The sequence below is a fragment of the Hirschia baltica ATCC 49814 genome (genome assembly GCF_000023785.1).
GTDB lineage: Bacteria > Pseudomonadota > Alphaproteobacteria > Caulobacterales > Hyphomonadaceae > Hirschia > Hirschia baltica.
Genome location: NC_012982.1, coordinates 3,017,853 through 3,043,574, shown reverse-complemented (window position 1 = coordinate 3,043,574; position 25,722 = coordinate 3,017,853). Strand labels below are relative to the sequence as shown.

The 25,722-nt window shown below is 44.9% G+C and carries 17 protein-coding genes; 6 read left to right on the top strand and 11 right to left on the bottom strand.

Features of this window, described 5'->3' with window-relative positions:
• Positions 1 to 102: 102 nt before the first annotated feature.
• From HBAL_RS13940 to HBAL_RS13925, 4 genes are all read right to left on the bottom strand, one after another.
• Positions 103 to 3,624, bottom strand: a complete 3,522-nt coding sequence (locus tag HBAL_RS13940; protein WP_015828591.1) for an autotransporter outer membrane beta-barrel domain-containing protein — start codon at positions 3,622 to 3,624, stop codon at positions 103 to 105.
• 103 nt (positions 3,625 to 3,727) lie between these two features.
• A complete protein-coding gene (locus HBAL_RS13935) occupies positions 3,728 to 5,233 on the bottom strand; it encodes a UxaA family hydrolase (RefSeq protein WP_015828590.1) in 1,506 nt (501 codons plus the stop codon).
• On the bottom strand, positions 5,230 to 6,648 hold the full coding sequence (gene uxaC, locus HBAL_RS13930) for a glucuronate isomerase (protein WP_015828589.1): 1,419 nt from the start codon (positions 6,646 to 6,648) through the stop codon (positions 5,230 to 5,232). Before uxaC ends, HBAL_RS13935 begins: the two co-directional genes overlap by 4 nt.
• Before the next feature lies 1 nt (position 6,649).
• Positions 6,650 to 7,390, bottom strand: coding sequence for a FadR/GntR family transcriptional regulator (locus tag HBAL_RS13925; RefSeq protein ID WP_015828588.1), 741 nt, complete (start codon positions 7,388 to 7,390; stop codon positions 6,650 to 6,652).
• Between the two features lie 549 nt (positions 7,391 to 7,939).
• Here HBAL_RS13925 and HBAL_RS13920 point away from each other — a divergent pair.
• Both HBAL_RS13920 and HBAL_RS13915 read left to right on the top strand, forming a co-directional pair.
• On the top strand, positions 7,940 to 11,059 hold the full coding sequence (locus HBAL_RS13920; RefSeq protein ID WP_015828587.1) for a TonB-dependent receptor plug domain-containing protein: 3,120 nt from the start codon (positions 7,940 to 7,942) through the stop codon (positions 11,057 to 11,059).
• 102 nt (positions 11,060 to 11,161) lie between these two features.
• Positions 11,162 to 12,571: a glycoside hydrolase family 28 protein gene (locus tag HBAL_RS13915; RefSeq protein WP_015828586.1), complete on the top strand. Its 1,410-nt coding sequence runs from the start codon at positions 11,162 to 11,164 to the stop codon at positions 12,569 to 12,571.
• A 39-nt stretch (positions 12,572 to 12,610) separates the two neighbouring features.
• On the opposite strand, the gene HBAL_RS13910 is transcribed toward HBAL_RS13915, so the two are convergent.
• The 7 genes from HBAL_RS13910 to rhmD are packed head-to-tail and all read right to left on the bottom strand — an operon-like array spanning position 12,611 to position 20,321.
• Positions 12,611 to 14,203: a rhamnogalacturonidase gene (locus HBAL_RS13910; RefSeq protein ID WP_015828585.1), complete on the bottom strand. Its 1,593-nt coding sequence runs from the start codon at positions 14,201 to 14,203 to the stop codon at positions 12,611 to 12,613.
• A gap of 36 nt (positions 14,204 to 14,239) precedes the next feature.
• Positions 14,240 to 15,349, bottom strand: a complete 1,110-nt coding sequence (rhaT, locus tag HBAL_RS13905; protein ID WP_015828584.1) for an L-rhamnose/proton symporter RhaT — start codon at positions 15,347 to 15,349, stop codon at positions 14,240 to 14,242.
• 11 nt (positions 15,350 to 15,360) lie between these two features.
• Positions 15,361 to 16,518, bottom strand: coding sequence for an FMN-dependent L-lactate dehydrogenase LldD (gene lldD / locus HBAL_RS13900; RefSeq protein WP_015828583.1), 1,158 nt, complete (start codon positions 16,516 to 16,518; stop codon positions 15,361 to 15,363).
• Between the two features lie 27 nt (positions 16,519 to 16,545).
• Positions 16,546 to 17,445, bottom strand: a complete 900-nt coding sequence (locus HBAL_RS13895) for an amidohydrolase family protein (RefSeq protein WP_015828582.1) — start codon at positions 17,443 to 17,445, stop codon at positions 16,546 to 16,548.
• A 58-nt stretch (positions 17,446 to 17,503) separates the two neighbouring features.
• The gene (locus HBAL_RS13890; protein ID WP_015828581.1) at positions 17,504 to 18,250 is read right to left on the bottom strand and encodes an SDR family NAD(P)-dependent oxidoreductase; all 747 of its coding nucleotides are present in this window, start codon (positions 18,248 to 18,250) and stop codon (positions 17,504 to 17,506) included.
• 2 nt (positions 18,251 to 18,252) lie between these two features.
• Positions 18,253 to 19,125 carry a fumarylacetoacetate hydrolase family protein gene (locus HBAL_RS13885; protein WP_015828580.1) on the bottom strand — a complete coding sequence of 291 codons (873 nt, stop codon included), beginning with the start codon at positions 19,123 to 19,125 and terminating at the stop codon, positions 18,253 to 18,255.
• A gap of 11 nt (positions 19,126 to 19,136) precedes the next feature.
• Positions 19,137 to 20,321, bottom strand: a complete 1,185-nt coding sequence (rhmD, locus tag HBAL_RS13880) for an L-rhamnonate dehydratase (RefSeq protein WP_015828579.1) — start codon at positions 20,319 to 20,321, stop codon at positions 19,137 to 19,139.
• A 132-nt stretch (positions 20,322 to 20,453) separates the two neighbouring features.
• On the opposite strand from rhmD, the gene HBAL_RS13875 reads away from it, so the two are divergent.
• The 4 genes from HBAL_RS13875 (at position 20,454) to HBAL_RS13860 (ending at position 25,650) form a co-directional block, all read left to right on the top strand.
• Entirely contained in the window at positions 20,454 to 21,215 is a 762-nt protein-coding gene (locus HBAL_RS13875; protein WP_015828578.1) for an SDR family NAD(P)-dependent oxidoreductase, read from the top strand.
• 98 nt (positions 21,216 to 21,313) lie between these two features.
• Positions 21,314 to 22,114 (top strand): IclR family transcriptional regulator, encoded by an 801-nt coding sequence (locus HBAL_RS13870; RefSeq protein ID WP_015828577.1) that lies wholly within the window; start codon positions 21,314 to 21,316, stop codon positions 22,112 to 22,114.
• Positions 22,115 to 22,325: 211 nt separating this feature from the next.
• Positions 22,326 to 24,644 carry a hypothetical protein gene (locus HBAL_RS13865; protein WP_015828576.1) on the top strand — a complete coding sequence of 773 codons (2,319 nt, stop codon included), beginning with the start codon at positions 22,326 to 22,328 and terminating at the stop codon, positions 24,642 to 24,644.
• A 37-nt stretch (positions 24,645 to 24,681) separates the two neighbouring features.
• On the top strand, positions 24,682 to 25,650 hold the full coding sequence (locus HBAL_RS13860; RefSeq protein ID WP_015828575.1) for a glycoside hydrolase family 43 protein: 969 nt from the start codon (positions 24,682 to 24,684) through the stop codon (positions 25,648 to 25,650).
• Positions 25,651 to 25,722 lie beyond the last annotated feature (72 nt).

Genomic DNA, 25,722 nt, shown 5'->3' with positions numbered 1-25,722 from the left:
TTTGTTTTGTCAACACAAACTCAAACGAGCAAATGTAAGAACAGCCTCCCTCAGTCGACGCAATAATTGGGAGTTTATGGTCTTTTACATTGATTGGGCGGTCTAGAATTTAAATCTGAGAGATGCAGCTCCGCTATAGATAGAGGCACCTTCGGAAAGTTCGGCGTTTGCTGAAAGCCTGAAAGACGCGAAATCACCAATTCCCACAAGAGAAATTCCAGTTGAAAATGCTTGTCCGAATATTTCATCGGAATAAACATTGAAAGCTGAATCATACCCAACGAAATTTGCTACAGCATCGTAGTTTGTAGAAGACAATGTGTCCCTTATTCCAAGGTCTACGGCAGCATGCCAGCCATTTAATGAGGAATTGCTTTGTTGGTTTTCACTTAAGTCGAAAGAATTCCTGCCTGAATTTGAGGGCCAAAATACCCCAAGGGAGACACCTGCTGATCCAGTTAATTTGTTCGACTCTGATTCTGAGAATGCAAGGTTAAATCCGTTGCTCGCCGTTTCCTCATATGCATCCTGATTTAAGCTAATATAACTTGCGCCGATATGAGGCGTTACACGAAGCCATCCCAGTTTTTGTGGGCTGGATATCTGAGTTGAATAAGCTTGTGTGAGTCCGCTCCAATCACCTTCAATGTCTGAATTGAAGCCTTCAAAGTTGACCTCTCGTTCGCTTTTAAAGTTAGTCTGACCAATTTGAGCAGACATTTGCAGATCAGCAAACCCAATGCGTTCTGCGATATAAAAACCAAGCGCAAAATTGGTCGATGATGTTTCATTGAATGCAGATGTTGTTGTTTCGTATTTCTCGTCATTAATAGAGAAAGTAAGACCCATTGAATCTATAAATCCGATGCGTCGATCAACACCAGCCGTAAAGCCAAAGCCTCGTCCACTATAAGCATTTACGTTTTCACTAGCATCTACAGTGGTCTGAGACACAAGTTCTTGCAGCCAAAACCCATTAGAGGTGTTTGAGGAGTCTCGCAAAAGCGCCATTCTCTCGCTCACCATTGAGTTTAGTGTATTGGTGTGTGCATCAAGATGACGTAGGGCTACATCGGAATGTTGAGGCAGGATGGATTCATATGCTTCAAGGAAAGTTGTCTCGTCAGTAATTTTCACAAATTCCGAGCCAGCATTTTGCTGATTGCTAATCATCTCGATGAACGACGCAAATGTGCGGTCTTGCTGAGCGTCCAAACCTAAATCTTCTGAAGTCTTCTGAGAAAATTGAAGAGAAATCGACTGGTTCCCATCGGCCTCTTGGTCGAGAATGTATTCGGCATTGTAAAGCCATGAAAGGCCTGAAGTATCAAATGAAATACTATCTATATCTACATCTAAAGAGGGGGCGGATAGAATAGTTCTAGAAAAATCTCCACCCACAAAATTCGTGAATTGAGAGCTCAGAGTTACTGAATCTCCAACAATGGCTGTGTTGGTGGCTGTAATGTATGGGGTGTCTATATGCTCTGAGTTTGAAATTATTACACCCAGCGTGCTTGCGCCCGTAATATTGAGGGAGTTGAGCGTAATTGGAGAATCTTGAGAGATATAAATGGTGGATGTATCAATAATCAGGTCGATATTATCACTGTCTAAAAGTGACCCGGAAAAGTAGGAATTGTTTTGAAAAACAGCAGATCCAGAATTGTTGTAGAAGTTCAGGTTTCCAAAATATTGTCCTTGTGTGGATTGGAAATTGAAGCCTTCGCTTTCAAAGTGCACATCGCCTGTGTAAGTGGCATCTGATAGGTAAAAATTGGCTGTTCCACTTCCAAAATATGTGTCTCCGGCGACAGTTCCATCTTGAATGTCTAGCGTATCATTGCCGGCTCCAAAAAGAATGTCTCCATATATGGACGGCGAGGTAGAATTTGTATTTCCTTGAACAATTGTCACGCCTTGTGAGGCCGTATGCTGGCTTACGTCTATTGCGATTGAGCGGCCTGTAAATTCCGAAATCTTGTTGTCATTATCGTCATATTCGTCATCGTCGGAATCATCGTCTACATAGTATGAAGAAATGTACCCATTATTGAAAATGGAGGTTAGAGTCCCTGAGTGATCAAGTATAGCGGTTGAATATCCAGTATCATCGGTGATTTTTGCAGTAATATACCCTGTGTTTTCAATAGTTTCGAGATTGGCTCCATTGCTAATTTGAATTGCAATGGAATTGCTTCCGCTGGAGCCGGTACTATTGGATATGATGCTTCCATCATTTGTAATTGACGATATTATTGCACCTTGTCCTAAATTCACTGTAGTTGCATTTGCTTCAAATGCAGTGGTGCTCATGGTTCCTGAGTTCAGTATTCCATTTGTAATGATTGTGTTGAGGTTGCCATCCGCGCTTCCAGATATTTCAAGTGCGGTCGCGGAAAAGCCAACATTCTGACCATCTGCGTATATGGTTCCCAGGTTTACTAGCCCTTGATCAAAATTGAAGGTTGCAAGCACTTCATTAGTGTCTTCATCTTCGTCGTCATCAAGGGTGTCTCGTACTGTCTCAACAACAGAACCCAGCACAAGATCTGAACTGGAGCCAATAATTAAGTCAGGTGTAATTTGAAGAGCAGGGGATGAGCCATATGTTGAAATATAACCAGTGCCGCGATTTTCATTGTAATCATCAATGGTATCTTTTGTTTCGTCATCATCAACGGCTATCCCATCATCCACATAATCGTGGTATCCATTTATAAGAAGACCATTCGCAATGCTTCCGCCGATGCTGACGCTGGAAGCGCTATTGAACAGGTCATCATTATCTAAACGATCTTCCAATGCAGCAGTATCGTCATCTATATCGTCAGGACCAATATAATTGGATGAAGTTGTGCTGGTGAATCCTGTCGAAGTGATTGTGTTTTCCAGAGTGAGGTTCCCAGTAATATCTCCTGCTATGGAAATAGCCGATGCATTTTCACCATTGGCTGTGACACCTCCGCTCACACGAACATTTCCGTTTACATCATTTTGTATGTCTAATGCCGTTGAATTTGCACCATATACTGATATCGACCCATCTTGTATGTAATTACCATTCAAGCCTGACTGCAATGTGATCGCTGTAGAGTTGTTGCCTTCCACGTAAATACTTGAACCCGACTGCAATATGATATCACCAGTGTTGATGCCGCCACTTTCCAGAAATATTCCGTGTCTATTTGTTCCTTCAGCAATTAGTCCGTCGAGGTCATCATCATCATCAGTGTCGGTTCTTGCGTAATCTTCTATAAGATTGATTGCGCCTGAAAGGTTGATGGTTGAAGAAAGGTTTGGGTTTATTTTGACGCCGACATTATTGTCTGAGTTTTCTAAAGTGATGTCTCCGTCAATTGTAACGTTATTTGAAGAGTTTACGGTAACCGCGACTTGGTCATCTACACTGTCCCACTCGATCGATCCATCATCTGTAATCGTTAGATCACTTGCTGACCCATTGTCTAAGGTTGCTGTTTCAACGGGTGTGCTTGTCGCGGAGCTAATTTCTTGTCCCAAAGCTAAAGGGGAGCAAGTTGAGTAGAGGATAGTCAAGAAAACGAGGGGGGAGGTTCTCTTTATATTTTTTCGTACAAAAATAGCGGGAGCGGTCATGATCATTACTATACCTTGGCTGTTACACCCGTATTAAACGATCATGACCTGAAAACCTGTCGATGGTATTTGTGATAGTTTGTAACTATATGATTTTAAATAATTTAAATTATATGGTTGCACCGATTTGCCAAGGTACAAATTCCATGTCACCGAAACCAAATTCTTCAGATTTAGATTGGTGCCCAGATGCTGTATCTAGGATAAGTTGGAATATTCTGGCTCCAACATCTTCAACACTTTCAGTCCCCATTGCGACTTGGCCGGCATCAACATCAATGTCTTCATCCATATAGGTAGCAAGGTTTGAGTTTGAAGCGATTTTTAGGCTAGGAACAGGTTTTGACCCGAAGACAGAACCGCGACCTGTTGTGAAGCAAATCATATTTGCGCCAGAGGCGATCTCACCTGTAACAGAACAAGGGTCATATCCTGGAGAATCCATGAAGACTAACCCTTTTTGTTTAATGATTTCAGCATATTGGTATACGCCGCATAGAGGAGAAGAACCGGATTTAGCGACAGCACCAAGTGATTTTTCGAGGATTGTTGTTAAGCCGCCGGCTAAGTTTCCCGGAGAGGGGTTATTGTTTAATTCCTGCTTGTTGCGGGCGACATAATCCTCCCACCATGCAATACGTTCTAGTAGATCTTGCGAGACAGTTTCTGTCTCTGCGCGGTTCAGCAGGAGTTCTTCAGCACCATAAATCTCAGGTGTTTCTGCCAGTATGGCTGTTCCGCCTTGGCGAACAAGCATATCCACTGCGACCCCCAATGAGGGGTTAGCTGTTACACCCGATAATGCATCGGAACCTCCACATTGGAGCCCAAGTGAAAGATGGGACGCGCTGACTTCAGATCGTCTGGCTTTGTTTGCCTCTTCCATCATATTTTCAACAATTTCTAACCCTTGAGAAATAGCATGGCGTGTGCCGCCAACTTGTTGAATTTGTAGTGTTTTGAGACGATCACTTTCAGTTAGGCTTTGTTTTTCTAGTAGCACACTTAGCTGATTAGCTTCACAGCCTAGCCCTATAATGAGGACAGCTGAAAAATTCGCATGTTGTGCAAATCCAGCAATGGTTCGACGTAGGTTATCTGTGCCTTCCCCAGAAGAGGATGTTCCACAGCCTGTCGTGTGAGTTAGGGCCACAACACCATCCACATTAGGGTAGTTTGCTAGCTGTGTTTTGGCTTGTTCAGCAATTTGTCTCGCAACAGTCGCCGCGCAGTTTACCGTTGTTAGAATGCCAATGTAATTGCGTGTTCCAACACTTCCATCTGCTCGGACATAGCCTTGGAAAGTGGCTTTCGTTTCAGGAGGGGAGGACTGCCATTTACTGGAAGCGGAGTTTGCATTTTCTTTTCGTTCTGCGGTTATGTTGTGGATATGAACGTGCTCACCGCGCTGAATATTTGTCGATGCGGTGCCGATATGTTGTCCAAATTTTAAAACAGAGTCACCAGTTTTTATGTCTTTAGTGGCGACTTTGTGTCCACTTTTTATCGCGTTTATTGCGAGTATGTCGTCAAGAATTGTGTCGCCAGTGTCGATGTCGGCACGTGCGATGCCGACATTGTCTCTTTCGTGAAGAATGATGATTGGAGTCTTCATAATTTATAGGCTTTTTTCGGCAGATTGTATGTGAGGTCCTTAGCGATTTCGGCTGCTTCAGTTTCGTCCAATCTGTGATCGGCGACGAGTTTTGCCAACCAGCCACAATCCATGCGGCGGGCAACATCATGACGTGCTGGAATTGAGAGGAATGCGCGCGTGTCATCATTGAACCCAACAGTATTGTAGAAACCAGCAGTTTCTGTTGTTTTCTCACGGAAGCGGCGCATACCTTCAGGGCTGTCGTGGAACCACCATGGAGGTCCAAGTTTTAAAGCAGGATAATGACCAGCCATTGTAGCGAGTTCTCTGCTGTAATTATCTTCGTCTAGAGTGAAGAGAATAACAGTTAGAGACGGTTCATTTCCAACAGCATCTAGCAATGGTTTTAAAGCGCGTGTGTATTCTGTCTGCACAGGAATATCTGCACCTTTATCCCGCCCAAATTGTTGGAATACGGATTGGTTATGGTTACGGCAACTTCCTGCATGTATTTGCATTGTCATGCCGTCATCCAAGCTCATGCGGGCCATTTCAGTTAGCATTTGACCACGAAATAATTCAGCATCTTGGGCTGAACAATTGCCTTTGATGACACGGTTGAAAAGAGCTTCAGCATCTTGAGGGGACAGGTTTGCGGTCGTTGCCGTTTCAAATCCGTGATCGCTTGCTGTTGCTCCACCGACATTTCTAAAATATTCGCGGCGGCTGCGGTGAGCATTTAGATATCCAGCCCAGTCGGTTGTGTCTTCATTTGTGAGTTTTCCAAATGCTTCAACATTATCAAGAAAGCCTTCAAATTCAGGGTCGATCACACTGTCTGGACGATAGGTAGTAATGACGCGACCATCCCAACCGGATTCTGAGATTTTCTTATGGTGACGTAGATCGTCCAATGCACCTTCTGTTGTCGAAAGTAGCTCTATATTGAATTTCTTATAGAGTGCTCTTGGACGAAATTCTGGAGAGTTTAATTTCTCAGCCATAACATCATAATAAAGATCGGATGTTTCTGTATCCAGCATGACATCCAATTTAAAGACTTCGGCAAACACCCAGTCCAACCATGTTCTTGAAGGTGTACCGCGAAATAAATGATAGTTCTCGGCGAGTAATCTCCAAATGGTGCGGCCATCTGTTTCTGTGGGGGAACCATCTATTGTTGGAACGCCAAGTTTTGATAGCGCAATGCCCTGAGAGTAAAGCATTCTGAATACATAGTGATCAGGCGTAATCAGCAATTGGGCTGGGTTAGGAAAGGCTTCATCATCAGCAAACCAGCTCGGGTCTGTGTGCCCGTGAGGGGAGATAATCGGCAAATCAGCGACTGATTTATAAAGATTACGCGCAATATCGCGTTCTTTTGAGTCGGCTGGAAACAATCTGTCGGGATTTAGTTTCAATGGCTTTGTCATTTTAATTCGTCTCTGATTTAGGAGGTTCAATTTTTTGTGTGTTTAGATTGCGCGTAGGAGCCGAGCTATCTATGTCGGTTGAGTCTAAGAACGCGCTTTTGACCCAGACAAGATGACTTTGCATTGCTGCATAGGCACCGCGTGGATCTTTGCGTTCTAGGGCTTTGAGTATTTCTTCATGATGCCAGATGACTGGCTTAATACCGTTTTTTCTGGCTTTATCTCTGGTGCTAAGGAGAAGGGGACTTTCTGAACGCAGACTCCACAGGTGTGCAACTGTTGATTCCAAAGCTGAGTTTCCAGATGCGCGTGCGATCGTGAGGTGAAATTCACGGTCTGCTAATTCATCATCGGTTTGGGTTTGGTTTTCTATCGACATATCATCAAGAATTTGTCTGAGGCGTTCCAGCTCAATTTCGGAAATACGACTAGCGGCTAGATAAGCGGCTTCACTTTCAACAAAAATACGCACATCCAAAAGTTCAAAAGGGCCTACATTTTGTGAGTCTGGTCCTAAATCGCTTATGGCTTGCTTTGCGATGACAGTCGCACCTGCGCCAGTTTTAATTGAAATAAGTCCTAGAATTTCCAGATAAAGAAGTGCTTCTCTTACAATTGTTCTGGATACATTGAAGCGCTCGACAAGGACGCGTTCAGACGGCAGACGCTCATTGAGCTGAAAGACACCGGTAGCAATCTCATATTGTAATTCTTGAGCTATTTGTTGGTAGAGCCGGGCCATATGCTTGTGTGAACTCCATTTTCCTTATGAATATCTGGGGTGATTCCCCGCATATTAAGTGTCAAAACAACTCTGCCTATCGTGGAGTGGGATGTTTCTACCTGTTGGACCAATTTGTCAATGGTATCTCTTCTTAGTGGAAATATAGATGAATATCCATTTTTTACTGCCATAAATAGATGATAGTCGGCGTTTTTGCATGTTGATCCATTGATGTGTTGATTTTTGGTTTAACCAATTTGAAGTTGATGCGTTGCTTTTGGCTTTACAAATTGTGACGACAATGCCATATTCCCAACATCTAAATATAATTCCCAATATGTGGTATTTAGTAAGGTGAACAAAACAGTTCTAGGGATAGCGTCGAGAAATGAGGGGATCACTCAATATTTAAGTGAATAAGCATCTGAAGAGTTTGAAAGGGCGGGGAAGTTGCACAGCCTTTTACACACTTTGAAAGCTTGCTCTCACTCATCTCGGTCAAAGCAAATAAGAACTAAAGGCAATTTAAGTTGCTGAATAAGTTTAAAAAAATGGAGGAGGACACTTATGAAAAATCAAAGCAAATCGGTGAGTCATTATAGGCGAGTACTTCGCAACTCATTGTTTGGAAGTAGTGCTATTTTAGCAGCGAGCATATGTTTAGGAAGTGTGGCAGTTGCTCAAGATGTTCAAGAAGAGGAAGCTGAAGGCCAGCAAGTTCTTGATGTTATTACGGTAACAGGTTCTCGCCTTGCCGATCGGGGATATGACGCGCCTACACCTGTGACAATTTTGGGTGAAGAAGAATTCGTTCTGTCAGGTACGCAGAATGTTGAGAGCCTCCTTCTAGATACTCCGCAATTTAGTGGAAACCAAACTGAAGGCCCTAAAGCCAACACTGTTCAAGCGGGCGCACCGGTAGGTGTATCGACGCTGAACCTTCGCAATTTTGGCGCGACACGTAACCTTGTCCTCGTGAATGGTCGTCGCTTTGCGATTACTGGTCCAGCGATGACGACGGACATCAATACAATTCCAGCTGCGTTGATCAAACAGACTGAAGTCGTGACGGGTGGATCGTCTGCCGTTTATGGTTCTGATGCGATAACAGGGGTTGTAAACTTCCTGCTCAAAGATGATTTTGAAGGTGTTGAACTAAACGCTCAATCTGCCTGGGATTCTCCGACCAGCACACCGACATATAGTGTCGACCTAACGCTTGGTGGTAATTTTGACAATGACCGCGGTAATTTGACTGCATCCATCGGATATTTAAATCGCGGGGGCATGACTTTAGCCGAGCGCGGTGATTGGGCAGCTCAAGGCCTAAGTGATGGATGTGTGACTGCTGCTTCTTATAGTGACAGCGGCGCTGGTACGGCTTTAAGTGTTCCTTCTGGACAAACGTGTGAAGAAGCAGGTGGACGCCTTGGTTTCGTGACGGGTGGTTCTAGTGCAGTACCAAATGGTCGTATTGGTGGATTGCCAACATTTGGGTCTGCTGGCTCTGACGCGACGTTTGACGCCGCTTTGGCTGCGGCCGGTCTTCAGGACATGACATCACTTGGTGCTATTTTTGACCAAACAGGCACAAGCGTTCGTCCATTTTTAGATCCAGATGACCGTTTTGATTTGTCACCGAACTCGTATCTTGTGACACCACAAGAACGTTGGATGGGAAATGTCTTTGGGCATTATGATTTCAACGAAAAAGCAACTGGTTATATGGAGTTGCACTATAGCACCAACATTTCGGACGTGCAGATTGCACCGACAAATGCGACTGGGAATTTCCTTGTTGAGACAGATAACCCATATTTAAGCACAGAGATGCAAAACATCCTGACTTTGCTTGATGCGCGTGAAACTGGAACGACGACAATCAATCGCGGTACGTTCAGCATGGACACGACTGCAAATGATGGTCTGGCAATTTTAAACTACAACCGTCGTTTCAACGACTTGCCGACACGTTCCGCGAATGCTGATCATTCTGTATTCCGCACAGCGATTGGTTTGCGTGGTGAGCTGGGGGATGTGTCTGATTCTTTCTTGAGAGAACTTAGCTATGATACATATTACAGCTTCGCCAGAACATCTGAAACAATTGTGCAAAGAGGGTCTGTCTCTTTAAGTCGTATTCAAGGTGCCATGCTTTCAAACGGCGGAAATGCGCCATTGCTGAACCCGTTTGGTCAAAATATTTCTGCCGCTGCAGCTGAAGAAATTGGTGTGACTTCAATCTCCAAGATTGATGCAGAACAGGAAGTCTTTGTTGCGAATCTGACAGGTGTTGCATTTGATATGCCTGCTGGACCAGTGGACTTTGCACTTGGGTTTGAAACACGCGACGCGACATCAGCTTACACACCAGACCGCTTTTTGAGTTCTGGCGATGTGTCAGGTTGGAATGCGGCAGAAGCCACGAGTGGTGGTCAATCTGTAAAAGAGATCTTCGGTGAGGTTCGCGTTCCCATTATTGCAGATCAACCCGGATTTGAGCGGTTGAACCTGAATGGTGCTTTCCGTGTGTCAGATTATGACTCGCCCGGAATTGAAGATGCAGTTTGGACATATTCAACTGGTGTGGAATGGGCCGTTACAACTGACTTGTCTTTCCGTGGTCAGTTCCAGCATGCAATTAGAGCTCCTAATGTGGGTGAATTGTATGGTGGACAAGGAACAGATGGCCCAAGTGCTGTTGATCCATGTTCGTCATTGCAACCAGCCGCAGATCAGACCGACGCTGTTCGCGCAGTGTGTGAAGCAACGGGTGTTCCAACAAACCTCGTCTTTGATGCATCTGTTCAACCATCACCATTCCTAACTCAGGTGAGAGGCGGAAATGAAAATCTAAGCCCTGAAGAATCTGATACTGTAACTTTAGGTATGATCTATGAACCAAGCTGGTTTGAAGGTTTTGTACTAAGTGTTGATTACTTCGATATCGAATTGGAAGATGCGATTGCTCCACTTGGTGGTGGCGGAATTCAGAACGTGTTGAACCTTTGTTATAATGTTCTGCAAGATGCCAATAGTGTTTATTGTCAGGCCGTGAACAGAGACACACAAACAGGTGAAATTACCGGTCCAGATAATGTTCTTACAACGAATGCGAACATTGGTGGAATTAAGACGTCTGGTCTGGATGTTCAGGCTAGATATCGCTTCGACACAGATTGGGGTCTGTTTGACGGTGGTAGTTCTTGGGAGATTAACACAGCATGGACTTACACTGATGAGTTCACTGTTACTCCTATTCAGGAATTGCCAGAACTTACCAATGAATGTGTGGCCACATGGGGTGGAACTTGTGGACAACCATTGCCTGAATTCAAAGGGAATGCGCGTCTAACTTGGAGCTCAGGTCCTGCGCTTGTGTCTCTGCGTGGACGTTATATCGGCGAGTTAACACATGATTCCATTGCGGTGCCGCGTGCACGTGGTGAAAGTTTCACTGATCCAAGCACTGTCGTCACTCCAACAATCGACCCGATCCTTTATTGGGATTTAACGGGTGGATATGAATTTGGTGAGAACACCAAATTTACAGCAGGTGTTCGTAACCTGCTGGATGAAGACCCACCTGTTCTTGGTTCGTATGCTCTAGGAGGTGGTAACACAATCCCAGCAACATATGATGTCCAAGGGCGTGTGCTATTCGTCAGCGTTAATCAGCGTTTCTAGAAAAGAAACGAGTTCTATTTTTTCCCACGAACTAGGTGCGATCTATCAAGGTCGCACCTTTTTTCTTATAACTATGTTGAGATGACCTTGGAGAAAGATGAAATGCTAAATTCAATTTCCAGACGATCCTTTATGTATGCCAGCGCATTTTGCGGCGTCAGTGCTTGTCAGACTAATCTCCCACGGGCTTTTGCTGATCCTGTTTGGGAAAAAGCAGAACAAATTCGACAAAAAATAACACCGCCTTCTATACCTAAAGCGCAGTTTCTTCTGACTGATTTCGATGCGCGAGGCGATGGAATATTTGATAATACTGCTGCATTTAAAGCGGCAATTGACGCCTGTCGAAAGGCAGGAGGTGGACAAATCAGAGTGCCTGACGGTCATTATTTGACTGGCGCTATTCAATTGCATTCTAATATAGAACTCAATGTGAGTGCCGGTGCAAGATTGATCTTTAGCACTGATCCAATGGATTACCCTGTCGTTCTAACACGATATGAAGGGGTAGAAGTTATGAATTATTCCCCCTTGATTTACGCAAGAGATGCTAAAAATGTCGCGATCACGGGTGAAGGGGTTCTCGATGGTCAGGCCAGCAATGAACACTGGTGGCCATGGTGCGGCGCAGAGCGGTTTGGTTGGCGAGAAGGTGTTGGCCATCAAACTCCTGATCGCCAAGCGCTTTTTGAGATGGCAGAGTCTGGTATTCCGGTTGAACAACGTCGTTTTGGCCCAGGACATTATTTACGCCCATCTTTTGTTGAGTTTTACAATTGTGAAAATGTGCTGGTCGAGGACATTCATTTAAAGGACTCACCGTTTTGGAATATTCACCCTGTTTTGAGCCGCAATGTTATTGTGCGGGGGGTGGAAGTGGTTGGGCACGGGCCTAATAATGATGGTTGTAACCCTGAATCTGTAGATCATATGCTGATCGAGAATTGTTATTTTGATACGGGCGATGATTGTATTGCTATAAAATCAGGGCGCAATGCAGATGGCCGGCGTGTGGCTGTTCCGAGTGAGAATATACTTATTCGAAATTGTCAGATGAAAGCAGGACATGGCGGCGTGGTTATTGGCAGTGAAATCTCGGGTGATGTTTTCAATGTGTATGCAGAGGGCTGTGCAATGGATAGCCCCGATTTATGGTATATGTTGCGGATAAAGAATAATGCGATGCGCGGCGGTGTGGTTGAAAATATTCACCTTCGCAATATTGAAGTCGGTCAGGTTGCACGCGCTGTTATGATTTGTGATTTCAATTATGAAGAGGGAATAAATGGTCCATTTACGCCTGTATTACGCAATGTCTCAATGCAGAGTATTGCGGTAAAAAAAGCTGTTCGGGTTCTTGATAGCCAAGGTTTCGCTAAAGCTGAGATAGAAAATATCTCATTGAAAGACTGTATCTTTAACGGTGTTTCTAGCCCAAGCCTAATTGCGCATACAAAGGATGTGGCATTGAAAAATATCTATGTAAACGATGCGCTTGTGAGTGCACTTTAGGAAAAGGAGGGGACAAATTTAATGTCCCCTCACTAGATATTAAAAAATCTCAGAATCGGCTTTAGCTATCATTGTGTCAGCAATGTCAGTGCTACCAAAACTTCTAAAGTCTGATACATTGTTGAGGTAGAAAGCCGGTGCATTTGAAGGAATTTGCATACGGAAGAAATCTGCCCCTTCGACATCGCGAAGCCAGAAGGCTGCTCTTGGGTCTGCCTTTTCGACAGCGATTTCTATATTGCTCATTTCAACATTACGCGCATCTCTGATGTAGAAGCCAGTCGCTGGCAAATCACCAAACATATTGGGTTCAGGATAACCAAGCTCTTCCAAAGGTGGAACTCTTGAGGCTAGTTCTTCGGGAGCTCCGCCTATCTGGTGGAAATAACAGTCTGCAATTTTGACATCTTCAACAGGGTGTCCAGGTATCCCAGCTATAATTGAAGGCAAAATAGCAGCGCTAGAGCTGGTAATATTCGTAATTGAAATACGACGTAACTTGGCAATGGGCACATCCTCAGGGCCGCGCATCCGGCGTCCTAGTCTTAGGAAAATAGGGGAGGAATAATTGCCGCGCATTGTGCAATTGGAAATGGTGACATCTTCAAGGTCTCCACCATCTACAGTTTCTAATGCAAAACCCTGACTGTCTTCGAAGGTGCAATTATTGATGGTAATGTTTTTATATCCGCCATTGGATTCGGTTCCAAATTTTATGCGGCCATGCACTTGGGGAGCAAATGAAGCGGGCATTTTTTTCCATGTGCCATCCAACACAGATCCGATTTCATAATTACCAGTTACAAAACAATTGGTTATTGAAACATTCTCTGTGGCGCGAGCATAACCCAGCGCATAGCTGCTTTTCAGGCAGATGCCATCATCCCATGGTGAATTGACGGTACAATTGCTGACACGCACACTGCGGCAACAATCAATATCAAAACCATCGCGTGTGGTGTCGACAATGAGGTTGTCGATCGTCAAATTATCAACGCCCGTTGCAAGCAAGGCAAACCAACCACCTTCAAGCATTTTAAAATCACGCAGCAGGACATTGCGGCAATTTTTCAAAGCAATGGCTTTATTGCCGGTGCCGGGGTAATGGGGGTCGTCCATATAGTTATAGCTGCCATCACCTCGGCTGAGGTTTTTGCCCCAGATTAATCCATCACCAATGATGGAGACATTTTCAAGATTTTCACCCCAGATAAGGCTGTTTTGAAAATGGGAGTGGCCAAAATCTTGATAGTCTTTAATAGCTGGATCAATAGGTTCTGGCAGATCGTATCCTGGAGAACCTTCTTCAGGGTTGGGTGCAGCTTTGATGATGGCCCCATTGTCGAGGTAAAGCGTGATATTGCTTTTCAATCGGATCGTGAAACAACTGTAAGTTCCAGCAGGGAAAAAAACCATGCCTCCGCCCATGCTGGCGGCATGATCAATTGCGCGGTTGATCGCATGGGAATCTATTGTTGACCCATCACCTTTGGTTCCAAAATCACGGATATTGACGATGCCTGCGCCTGTCATGGCATTGGGAACAAGGGCTGCGCCATTGCAGGCAGTTAGAATGGAGGTTGCAGCTAGTCCGGCGCTTCCCGCCAATAAAATTTTTCGTCTGTTATACATGGTCTTTATTCCTAACTGAAATTGATATCATGTGGGTTAGCTGATGGAATTTCCGTAACCGATAATCGCTGTGGATCCGACGAGTGTAGCGATACCTAGCCAGACCAACCGTTTGGTTTTTATGCTGGAGGTTTTCCATTCTCCAAGAGAGAAGCCCCACAACGTTGAGAAGATGATGATGCTAGCCATATGGAGCGTCCAAGATGAAAAACCAAAGCGCCCCATCTGACTTTCGCCCATCGTGTAGAAAAAGAATTGAAGGTACCAAAGTGTACCTGCGAGTGCGCAGAGTGCATAATTCAGGACAAGAGGGGACGATGATGCTGTCTTAGCGCCTGCTGATGAGTCTGTAGAGGCGTCTGGTAAAATGTCAGCATTGGTTGCGTGTCCAAACCATTGCTTTGCTGACTTATTCTTGTAAATCAGAATGCTGCACCAGATAAAGTTTGTTGCAAATCCACCTGCTAGAATAACGCATAGTACCGGTAGGCCTTGCCAAAGTACGCCTGTGCCTGCGGCAAGAGATAGGTCTCGAATAGGTTGCCCAGCTGCGAGGCCATAGGCAAAACAACTGGACATAATCCCTGAGAAAATCGCGACCAGTATGCCTTTTTTGAAGTTGAATTCATCGGCGGTTTTCGGCTGGACTGTTTGTGCTGTTTCTTTCTCTTTGGAATGTCCCGCAAGCGCGACGACTGCAATGCCAATAAGGGTTAGTACGATACCTCCTAGGATGAAAAGGCCTCCTGCATTGGAGAGGAGTGTTTGCGCAAATTCACCCGCAAAAATTGGTGGAACAAGCGTTCCAAAGGCAGTGGTGAGGCCCAATGCGACAGCCATTCCGAGGGAGACGCCTAAATAGCGCATTGTGAGACCAAAAGTCAGTCCACCAAGTCCCCATAGCGTTCCAAAAAAGAAACACCATTGAAGGGCGGATGTCGGTGAATTTGTGAGAACACCTATAACATCCTTTGTGCCCAATAGAGCGAACATCCAAGGTGCAACGATCCAAGAAAATATGCCGCCTGTTAGCCAGAATATCTCCCAAGACCAAACTCTAACTTTTTTATAAGGTACATAAAAGCTGGCAGATGATAGCCCGCCAAGCCAATGAAAAAATACACCTAAGATTGGATTTTCACTCATGGTAGACCCCCTTAAATATTATTATTGTTGTTTACGAGAATAGACTGATTGATTTGTTCAGGACGTGTCACACCGGTGAGAGTCATTGCGACCTTCATTTCTGCAGCGAACAGATCTAGCATTTTGGAAACGCCGTGTTTGCCTTCAGCCGCTAAGGCGTATATCCAGCTACGTCCTAAAAGGACGCCGTTTGCACCAAGGGCCATCAGTCTTACGATATCCAGACCATTTCGGACGCCGCCATCAGCCAAAATTGTGACGCGTGACCCAACCGCTTCAGCAATGGCTGGCAAAGCATGGCAAGAGGCGGGAACACCATCGAGTTGTCGGCCACCATGATTTGAGACGATGAGGCCATCTGCTCCAAAATCGGCTGCGCGGATTGCATCATCTTTGTCGAGAATACCCTTGATAATAAGTGGGCCTTTCCAGATACTTCTAATAAAATCAATATCTTCCCAAGTGACTGATGGATCAAAATTATTTCGCATCCATGCAAAAAAATCCTCAAGCCCTGTCTGATTTCCTAAAACGGGGGCAACATTTCCCAATTGGTGTGGGCGACCGCACACGCCTACATCCCAAGCCCATTGGGGGTGTTGAATGGCCTGAAAAATGCGTCGCATATCTCCTAAAACACCAGCACTGCCTGCTAAACCTGAATGATAATCGCGGTAACGTGCTCCCGGAACGGGCATATCTGTTGTGAAGACAAGGGCGCTGCATTCTGCTTCCATCGCCTGTTGCAATAGATCTTTCATGAATGCACGGTCGCGGATCATGTAAAGTTGAAACCAGAAAGGCCTTTTAGTTTTTGAGGCGACTTCTTTTAATGGGCATGCAGATACTGTGGATAGGGTGAAAGGTATACCAAATTCTTCAGCGGCTTGGGCGGCCTGTACTTCGCCGCGTCGCGCATACATGCCGGCTAATCCAACAGGTGCTAGAATTGCGGGCAGTGCCATTTTCTGACCAAATAATGTGGTAGATAAGTCGATATCAGACACATCACATAAAACGCGCTGGCGTAGCGCAATTTTTTGCAATGCCTCTACATTTTGATGAAGTGTGACCTCATCATACGAGCCGCCATCGACATATTCAAACAGGAAGCGAGGAAGTTTGGCTTTCGCTTTGCGACGAAAATCATGCGTTGATGCAATTTTCATATTGCTATCCAAACCTTATTGCTGATGTCATATTGGCAAACCCAATCGATATAATTTGTTGGCGTTTCTTCCCCACATATTTCGCTTTTCGTCATTGCTGAAACCTTGGATAATTTCAGCATAGGCGCTTAGGCATGTGTCAAAGTCGGCATAAAGTTTGTCAGTTGGAAAATCACTGGCGAACATGACCCTATCTGGAGAGAATAAGTCTATTAATTCAGTGATATATGGGTGTATGGAGTTTTTATTCCAATTGTGGTCAGTAATACCAAAACCGGATATTTTAACAGAACATTGAGGCAAAGAAGCTAGAGCTTTCATGCCTTTTTGCCAGTCTTCATATTCATCATGGAATGGCATGCCTGCGTGATTTATCATGATGGGAATCGCGTCATGTTCTGCAAAGAATTTTGAGAGTGCTGGAAATTGAGACCCGAAGGCTTGTAGATCAAAGCTTAACCCATATTTTGCGAGTTGTGCGAAACCGCTTTTCCAGGCGTCATTGAGCGTTAGGTCTGTAGGTGTATATGTTCGATAAGGGTTAGGGTGATAGTTTACGATTTGCCGAATGCCACGAAATGCTGAGCTTTGAGAATGGGCGTCCAGCACTGCATGAAGGTTGGGATCCATCAGATTTGCAAATCCGATTATCCCTGAAGGGGCATTGTGTTGGGATATTAGCCCATCTAGCCAACGTGTTTCATTGGTTGCATATTCAGGTGCAGCACCTGCATCAATGTGAACAAGCCCAGCAATATTCCAATTTCTTGCATCTTTTGCGTATTCTATGGGGCTATAATTGGAAGCAATAGCTTCTACGGACCCCATTAGCCCATCAGAAGCAAAAGGAGGGGTTAGCCACGGATATTCCGTGGCTTTTAGATCCCAAAAATGTACATGTGCATCGACAAACGGTGTGTTGCGCATTGATTGCTTCCTCCACGGGGGGCGATCTTTTATTCTGAGCCGCTTTCTCCCCTTAAGTTTAGTAAGTCGTTCGACCTCCAGATGTGTCAAAAGTGGCTGCGGTTGTGAAAGAACATTCTTCGCTCACAGCAAAGCAAACCATGCTCGCACTTTCCTCGGCTATTCCAAGGCGTCCCATCGGGATTTTGGATCGCATGTAATCGACCTGACTTTGAGGAAGTTGATCCAGAATGGGGCTTTCAAATGTTGCTGGTGTTAGGCTGTTGGCAATGATACCTGATTGAGCAAGTTCCTTACCTAGACTTTTGGTAAATCCAATAACGCCTGCTTTGGAAGCTGAATAAGCCGATGCATTCGGGTTGCCTTCTTTACCGGCGACGGATGCGATATTTATTATGCGTCCATAAGCATTTTTAAGCATAAAAGGAATAACTGCGCGGCATGTGAAAAACACTCCGTCAAGGTTGATTGACATCACCTTACGCCAGCTTTCAATTGAGAAATCTTGGATTGGTGCAGTTTCACCTGTAATGCCCGCGCTATTGATCAGAATATCAATGCGTCCCATAGCATCAAATGCTTCTTTGACGGCGCTTTCAATTTCGTCAGGATTAGTGATGTTGATCAATCTAGTATGAATAGAGGGGTGCGCTTGTTTTGCCTTTTGTAGCCCAACTTCGTCCATATCCCAGATAGTGACGCGGCCACCTTCTGCAATGATGCGCTGTGCGCATGCTAATCCAAGTCCAGACGCTCCACCCGTAATGATAGCAGTTCTTCCGGCAAATCTATCGTTGTAGGTCATGACTAGCCTCTACTTTTCAGATTTTTTGAATGCCACGCGGTGACGGTTTGAGTTTGGGTGCCTAATTGTTCTATTCCTAGCTCCATGACATCCCCAGCTTTTAGGAATTGAGGATTGGGTTTTTGGCCTTCACCAACACCAGGTGGAGTACCGGTAATGATCAAGTCACCGGGCATCAGCGTTACATATCTGCTAATGTATGAAATGGCTTCTTTAACCGAGAAAATCATCGTCTTGGTATTCCCGGTTTGCTTGCGTTCCTTATTTACATCCAGATACATATCCAAAGACTGGGGATCACTAATTTCATCTGGTGTGACGAGCCATGGGCCGACAGGACAAAACGTGTCATGTCCTTTTCCCTTGCTCCATTGAGAGCCGCGTTCTTTTTGATTGAAGCGCTCTGACACGTCATTTGCTAGAACATATCCTGCCACATGGGAAAGAGCATCGTCTTCAGAGACATAGGATGCCTGCTTTCCGATTATAACGCCAAGTTCAACTTCCCAATCTGAATGCTCAGAGTTTTGAGGAAGCATGACATCATCATTAGGGCCGTTCAGACTAGAAACAGCTTTCATGAACAAAATTGGCTCTGTTGGAATTGGCAAATTCGACTCTTTAGCGTGGTCAGCATAGTTTAGGCCAACGGCTATAATTTTCGAGATTCCATTTACAGGTACGCCATAGCGAGCATTTTCAGGAACGAGAGGAAGAGACGATGTCGAAATTTCCGACAGGGTTTTCATCATTTCTGGTGTTAGAGTGGATGGCGTGAGGTCTTTTATATACGCTGACAGGTCACGAATGCGGCCATCATCATCAACTATTCCAGGTTTTTCGTTGTCTTGCTGACCGTATCGGCAAAGTCTCATGGAAATTCTCTTTAATCTTTATAGGGGCGATGAAGGTTAAGCGTCCGGTCGAGTTCGACACCGAAGCCGGGTTTATCTAACTCGCTGATAGATAGGCGGCCGTTTTTCGGAACGGGTTCCCCGATCAGTTGCGGGGAGAACATCGGAACAACTTTATCTGAATTTGGAGCCATCATTAGAAATTCAGCGAATGGGCTATTGTGACGTGTTGCGACGAAATGATAGCTGTAGACAGATGAACCGTGTGGAATGACGAGCTTTCCGTGAGCATCCGCAAGCGAAGATATTTTGAGGAGTTCAGTTAGGCCACCACACCAACCAACATCAGGCTGAATAATGTCACAACATTCCATCTCTAAAAGCATTCTGAAGCCCCAGCGTGTGGCTTCATGTTCACCCGTTGTAACGAGCATGCCTGAAGGAACAGCCTTTTTGAGGGCTTGATATCCCCAATAATCATCGGGGCTGAGCGCCTCTTCAATCCACTTTAATTTGTGTTCATGAGCGGCGATGGCTAGGCGGGTTGCATAATCAAGATCAAGGGCCATCCAGCAATCGAGCATGAGCCAGAAATCATCGCCTACACGGCTACGCATTTCACCGATATCATCAACGGCTTTTTGCATTCCCGCATTGCCTTCAATAGGGGCGTAGCGAAGAGGCATTTTTCCACCGATAAACCCCATTTCCTTTGCAAGGTCAGGGCGGGAACCTGTTGCATAGAAGCTGAGTTCGTCGCGTACAGCGCCGCCAATCATGGCGTGAACAGGCTCTTGACGTAGACGCCCAAGTAAATCCCAGAGAGCAAGATCAACGCCTGAAATAGCGTTGATGACTAGTCCTTTGCGCCCATAATATTGGGACGCAAAATACATTTGATCCCACATAATTTCTATGTCTGCTGGGTTTTGGCCTTTTATGAAGCGAGAAAGATGTTTCTCAACAATATAAGCAGCTGGTTCGCCGCCAGTTGTGACGGCAAATCCTATCGTTCCGTTAGCGGCTTCGACTTCAACAACAAGTGTGCCCAACGCATTTATACCGAAGCTGCGTCGACTTTCCCTATAATTGGGATATTTTGACATAGGGGTTGCGATATTATCATCAATCCAGTGACCGCTGGACTGATCGTGGTAATCGGCTCCCCCACCTCGAAGAACGTAGGCGCGAACATCAATAATTTTTGGGAATGTCATGCTAAATTAAACCTCCCAGTTTGATTTTGAGTATTTTGATTTGCTATTATGTGGGACTGTGTCTTATAATATAAGAAATTTGGTGTCAACTCAAGATAAACCGAATGAATATCAATGCGGGAGAACTTAAAAATGCTGCTCAAAGGTAAGACTGTTATGGTAACAGGGGGCTCATCAGGGATAGGTCAAGCTATTGCAATAGGTGCCGCCCGCGAGGGAGCTGATGTGGCATTTTCTTATTGGGGCAGCGACGAAGGCGCATTGAAAACAAAAGAGGCAATACTAGAAACTGGACAAAAAGCTCTAGCTATATCTGGTGATGTTGCGCTGCCTGAGTCTGCAATATCTTTTGTTCAAGAGACTGTAGAAGTGTTGGGCAAAGTGGATGTATTTGTTAGCAATGCTGGAATTTGCCCATTCCATAGTTTTCTTGACATGCCTGCGGAGATATTTGAACGCACAATGCGGGTGAACCTGCATGGTGCTTATTATATGGTGCAAGCAGCAGCGAACCAAATGGTTGCGCAGAAAACAGGTGGATCTATCATTGCAATCAGTTCTATTTCTGCTTTGGTCGGCGGTGAGTATCAGACTCACTATACGCCGACAAAAGCAGGTCTTTTATCACTAATGCAATCGACAGCCATTGCGCTTGGAAAGCATAATATTCGTTGCAATGCGATTTTGCCGGGCACAATAGAAACTGAGATAAACAGAGATGATCTGGCTGATGCTTCAAAGCGTTCATACATGGAAGCGCGAACACCGCTTGGGCGATTAGGCAAGCCAGAAGATCTTGTCGGTCCAGCTGTGTTTTTGGCTTCTGATATGTCTCAGTATGTGACGGGCGCATCTTTGCTGGTAGATGGTGGGATGTTCGTCAATCTACAATAATAGGGGAAGTCTGCATAATATTTGAGGCAAATTCCCACATTGCAGGATGATGTTTTTCTTTGTATTCAGAATCCGAACATTTCTGGAGGTTTCGAATCATGGCGAAAATTGAAAAAAAGACAAAGCAATCGGATGCTGCGCCTCCAGAGAAGACAACCAGCGGTGCACAAACGCTAATGCGTGGTTTGGATGTTCTTGAAGCGGTCCGAGATGGAGAGGTGACGCTTAAAGAGCTATCTGAACGGTTGGGCCTCACACGAAGTACAGCGCACCGCCTCGCCACTGCGTTGGTGGAGCGACGTTTTCTATCGTTTACGCCTCGTGGAGGATATAGTTTAGGGTCCGTTATTCTGGCTTTGGGTAGTTATGCACGGGATCAAATTGAATTTGCGCATGTTGCACGACCTATTCTAGAAAACCTTGCCAAAGAGACCGAAGACACGGTCCATTTCGGCGTGTTTGATGGAAAAAGCGTGCTGTATCTAGAGAAAGTTCCCGGGCGAAGACGGGTTGTCATCAGCTCTCACGTTGGTGAGCGTCAGCCTATTACAACGACAGGGCTTGGGAAGGCGCTCATTTTGGAAGAAACCGAAGAGGCTTGGGAAGAAATGTACGCGTCAGAAAATGATGAATACAGTAGTACACTTCCTGTGTGGCTGGAGCGGATGCGCAATTATTCTAAAGGGGATTATGCGTTTGACCTTGAAGAAAATGAAGATCGCGTGAGATGTGTTTCTGCGCCTGTTCGAGATGTGGAAAATAAAATTGTCGCTGCTGTGAGCGTATCTAGTGCCGCTCAATATATGGATGATGAGCGAATGCAGTCGCTTATTCCAGTTGTTCAAGAAGCAACACGTCAAATTAGTCGTGAGCTAGGGTGGCGAGATCCTGTTAACTAATTGAATATATGCGAATTTCTTTCTGTTGTCGTGCTTAATTTACAGATTGTCTTATGTGCTGTCTTGTATTTTAAAGTATCCTGATCAGCCGCTGCAGCTAAGTGTATAATTATTAAAATCCTACATTGTGAAGTTCTGTATTGAAATGTGGAACTTTAAGTGTTAGCGATATCGCAATAATTATTAAAAGATGATCTGGGGAGGTCAGTCTGTGCTTGGCCATTGTGTTGAAGTTTGTTGCAATTTAAAGAATTTGTATCGCGGGATATCGGTGCTTTGTTTCGTTGCTGTACTGGGTGCTTGCGATAGCGCGGAAATAAAAACAGAAGTTCCAACAGTTGAATCAGCAGTGGCCCCGATTGATCGTCAGGCACTTGTTTCCAGACACAATGTGGCATTTGATTCCGTAGATCCAAAAGCTCCACTGATGCTAGGAAATGGTTCCTTTGCTATGGCGATTGATATCACGGGATTACAGTCATTTCGTGATCAATACAGTGCGCATTCGCCTTTGATCACGCAGGCGCAATGGGCATGGCACAGCTTCCCAAACCCTGAAGGCTATAAGCTAGAAGATACATATCGTCCAATCACCGTCGGAGATGAAACCTATGAGTATCCATATTTCCTTGATTGGGCTGAAATAGATAAAAACCCTGCGATTAGCTATATGCGTGAAAACCCACACCGTTATTCACTCGGACAGATTTCATTTGTTGCTAAGAGTGGTGAGGACTACGCGCCCATAAAGTTTGATGAGGTCAGCGAAACAGCTCAAAATCTTGATTTGTGGAAGGGTATTGCTTCAAGTACATTTTCTTTCAAGGGTAAAGCTGTAGACGTTGAGACAAGTGTGCACCCCGATCGGGATATGGTAATTACGTCTATTAATTCTGAGTTGGTTTCTTCTCAAGACTTAAGTGTTCAGGTTGCTTTTCCGTATGTGAATTCAAAGCTCAATCCAGATCCTGCAGAATGGCAGAAATCAGATCAGCATAAGACTGTGATGGAAGTTCTTGATGATCAGACAACGCTTTTCTATCGTACGCTTGATGGGGCGACATATGTAACAAAAGCCAAATTATCAGGGCAGGGGCATTTTGAAGAAGTACGGCCTCACACATTTGTTTTGCGTGTAGGCAATAATGCGGAGCAAATTCAATTAACATTGGAATATGCTGTTTCCCAAGAAGAGATTGCTCCAGAAATTGAGTTTGAAGAGGCGGCGTTAGCAGTTTCAGAGGGTTGGCAAAATTATTGGCAGACAGGTGGGATTGTCGATTTTACAGGAAGCACTGATCCGCGTGCCTCTGAGCTGGAACGCCGAATAATATTATCGCAATATCTAGCGGCGGTGAATACTGGTGGAGCTTTCATTCCACAAGAAGAAGGCTTGTATTCCAATAGCTGGAATGGAAAATTTCATCATGAAATGCATGTTTGGCACGTCGCGCATTTTTTATTGTGGAACAGATCAGAGCAAATTTTAGACAGCCTTGATTGGTACAATAAGACATTGGATACAGCCAAAGCTAGAGCTGCTCATTATAAAAGAGCGGGGGCTTGGTGGCCTAAAATGACGGGCGATAATGCGATTGAAAGTCCAAGTGCCATAAACCCGTTTATTATGTGGCAACAGCCTCACCCTATCTATCTCGCTGAACTTGCTTATCGCAATGAGCCGACTCTTGAAACGATTGAGCGCTATAAAGAAGTGGTTTTAGAAACAGCAGACTTGCTCGCGACTTATCCTAAATGGAATGCGGATCTCGGAGAGTATGTCATAGGCGCGCCGATTGTGCCTGTGCAAGAAGTCTACGACATTCACAAGACTGAGAACCCGACTTTTGAAGTAGCCTACTTCGCTTGGGGTTTGGACATGGCCCAAACTTGGCGAGAGCGACTTGGTTTAGAACGCAATGAGCAATGGGATGATGTGCTGTCAAAAATTTCGCCCTTGCCAACTTCTGAAGGCGTGTATTTGCCGACGTCTGACCTTCCTGATTTTTGGAAGAGTGTTGACCGTCCTAGTTGTGCTGGTGGGCAAGGTATAGAAGGTGGTTTGGAAGCGGCCGGTGAGGCACCTGATATGTCGTGTCTTAATCGCGATCATCCTTCATTTTTGATGGCAACGGGTCTGATTCCTGGTGGCAAAGTGGATGATGATATGATGCGCCAAACTTTGAAAAAAGTAGATGCACTATGGGATTTTCGTCAAACTTGGGGATGGGATTTTCCAATGATGGCCATGACTGCAACGCGTCTTGGGTTGCCTGATAAAGCCCTTGATTATCTTGTGATGGACGCAGCTAACAATCAATTTGGTATCACAGGTATGACTCCGCGATATCATTTGGGTAGCCATGGTTACTCGAAAAATGCTGACACGTATTTTCCCTCAAATGGTTCTTTGCTTACGGCTGTAGCGCTTATGGTTGCAGGTTGGGATGGCGCTTCGGGTGTTACACCTGGCTTTCCTGATGATGGCAGTTGGAAGATACGTTTTGAGGATATTCAACCCTTGCCGTAAGAGCGAGGAAATTACAAAAATTTGGAGGAAGAAGCCTATGAAATATCTATTGGTTTTAGTTGCACTCGCATTGACTTCGTGCAGTGCAGGCCCCGCGCAAAATGTTGAAGAAAAAGATGATGTTTTGTTGTTTTCTTCTTTTAGAAATGACGGTGAGACAGGGCTTCACTTTGCTTATAGCGAAGATGGGCTGAGCTGGACTGCATTAAATGATGACAAGTCTTTTTTAGAGCCTCAAATTGGTGGTAAATTGATGCGTGATCCATGCATCATACAGGGGCCGGATGGAAGTTATCATATGGTATGGACAACAGGGTGGTGGGAAAACAATATCGGGATTGCTCATTCAGATGATCTTATAAATTGGAGCGAGCAAACTATTTTGCCAGTGATGGCCCACGAGCCAGATGTTTTAAATAGCTGGGCACCTGAAATTTTTTATGATGACGAGGCAGAAGAATACATTATCTTTTGGTCGTCTGCTGTGCCGGGTAAGTTTCTGGAAACAGAAGATCGAGGAGATATTCGTTCTACGCTTGGGGTTGGCATAAATCACAGAGTCTATTTTACGAAGACCAAAGATTTTGAAACCTATTCAGATACGTCGCTTTTCTATGATGGTGGGTTCGTATCAATTGATGGATCGCTTCTTAAAGATGGTGACCGCTATGTGATGTTTATCAAGGATGAAACAAAACGACCAGAGCCAATGAAAAATATCCGTATCGCAACAGCGTCACATGCACAGGGGCCATATAGTGAGGCGTCCGCGCCATTTTCACCGGAGGGTGTCTGGGTTGAGGGGCCAACAGCGATCAAAATTGATGACATGGTCTATGTTTATTACGATGCTTATATGGAGCACAAAATGATTGGTGCACGTTCAAAGGATCTCGTAAATTGGGAAGATCTCAGCGATCAAATAAACTTCCCTGAAGGCACAAGACACGGTACTGTTTTTAAAGTGGATAGAGAAACTTTCGAAAAGCTAAAACAGGTGAAATAACGCCTTTTTATTGCCGGAAGTTCAAAGTTTAACATGTTAAAATAAAGCTCCCCGCAGTTGTGTGATGACTGG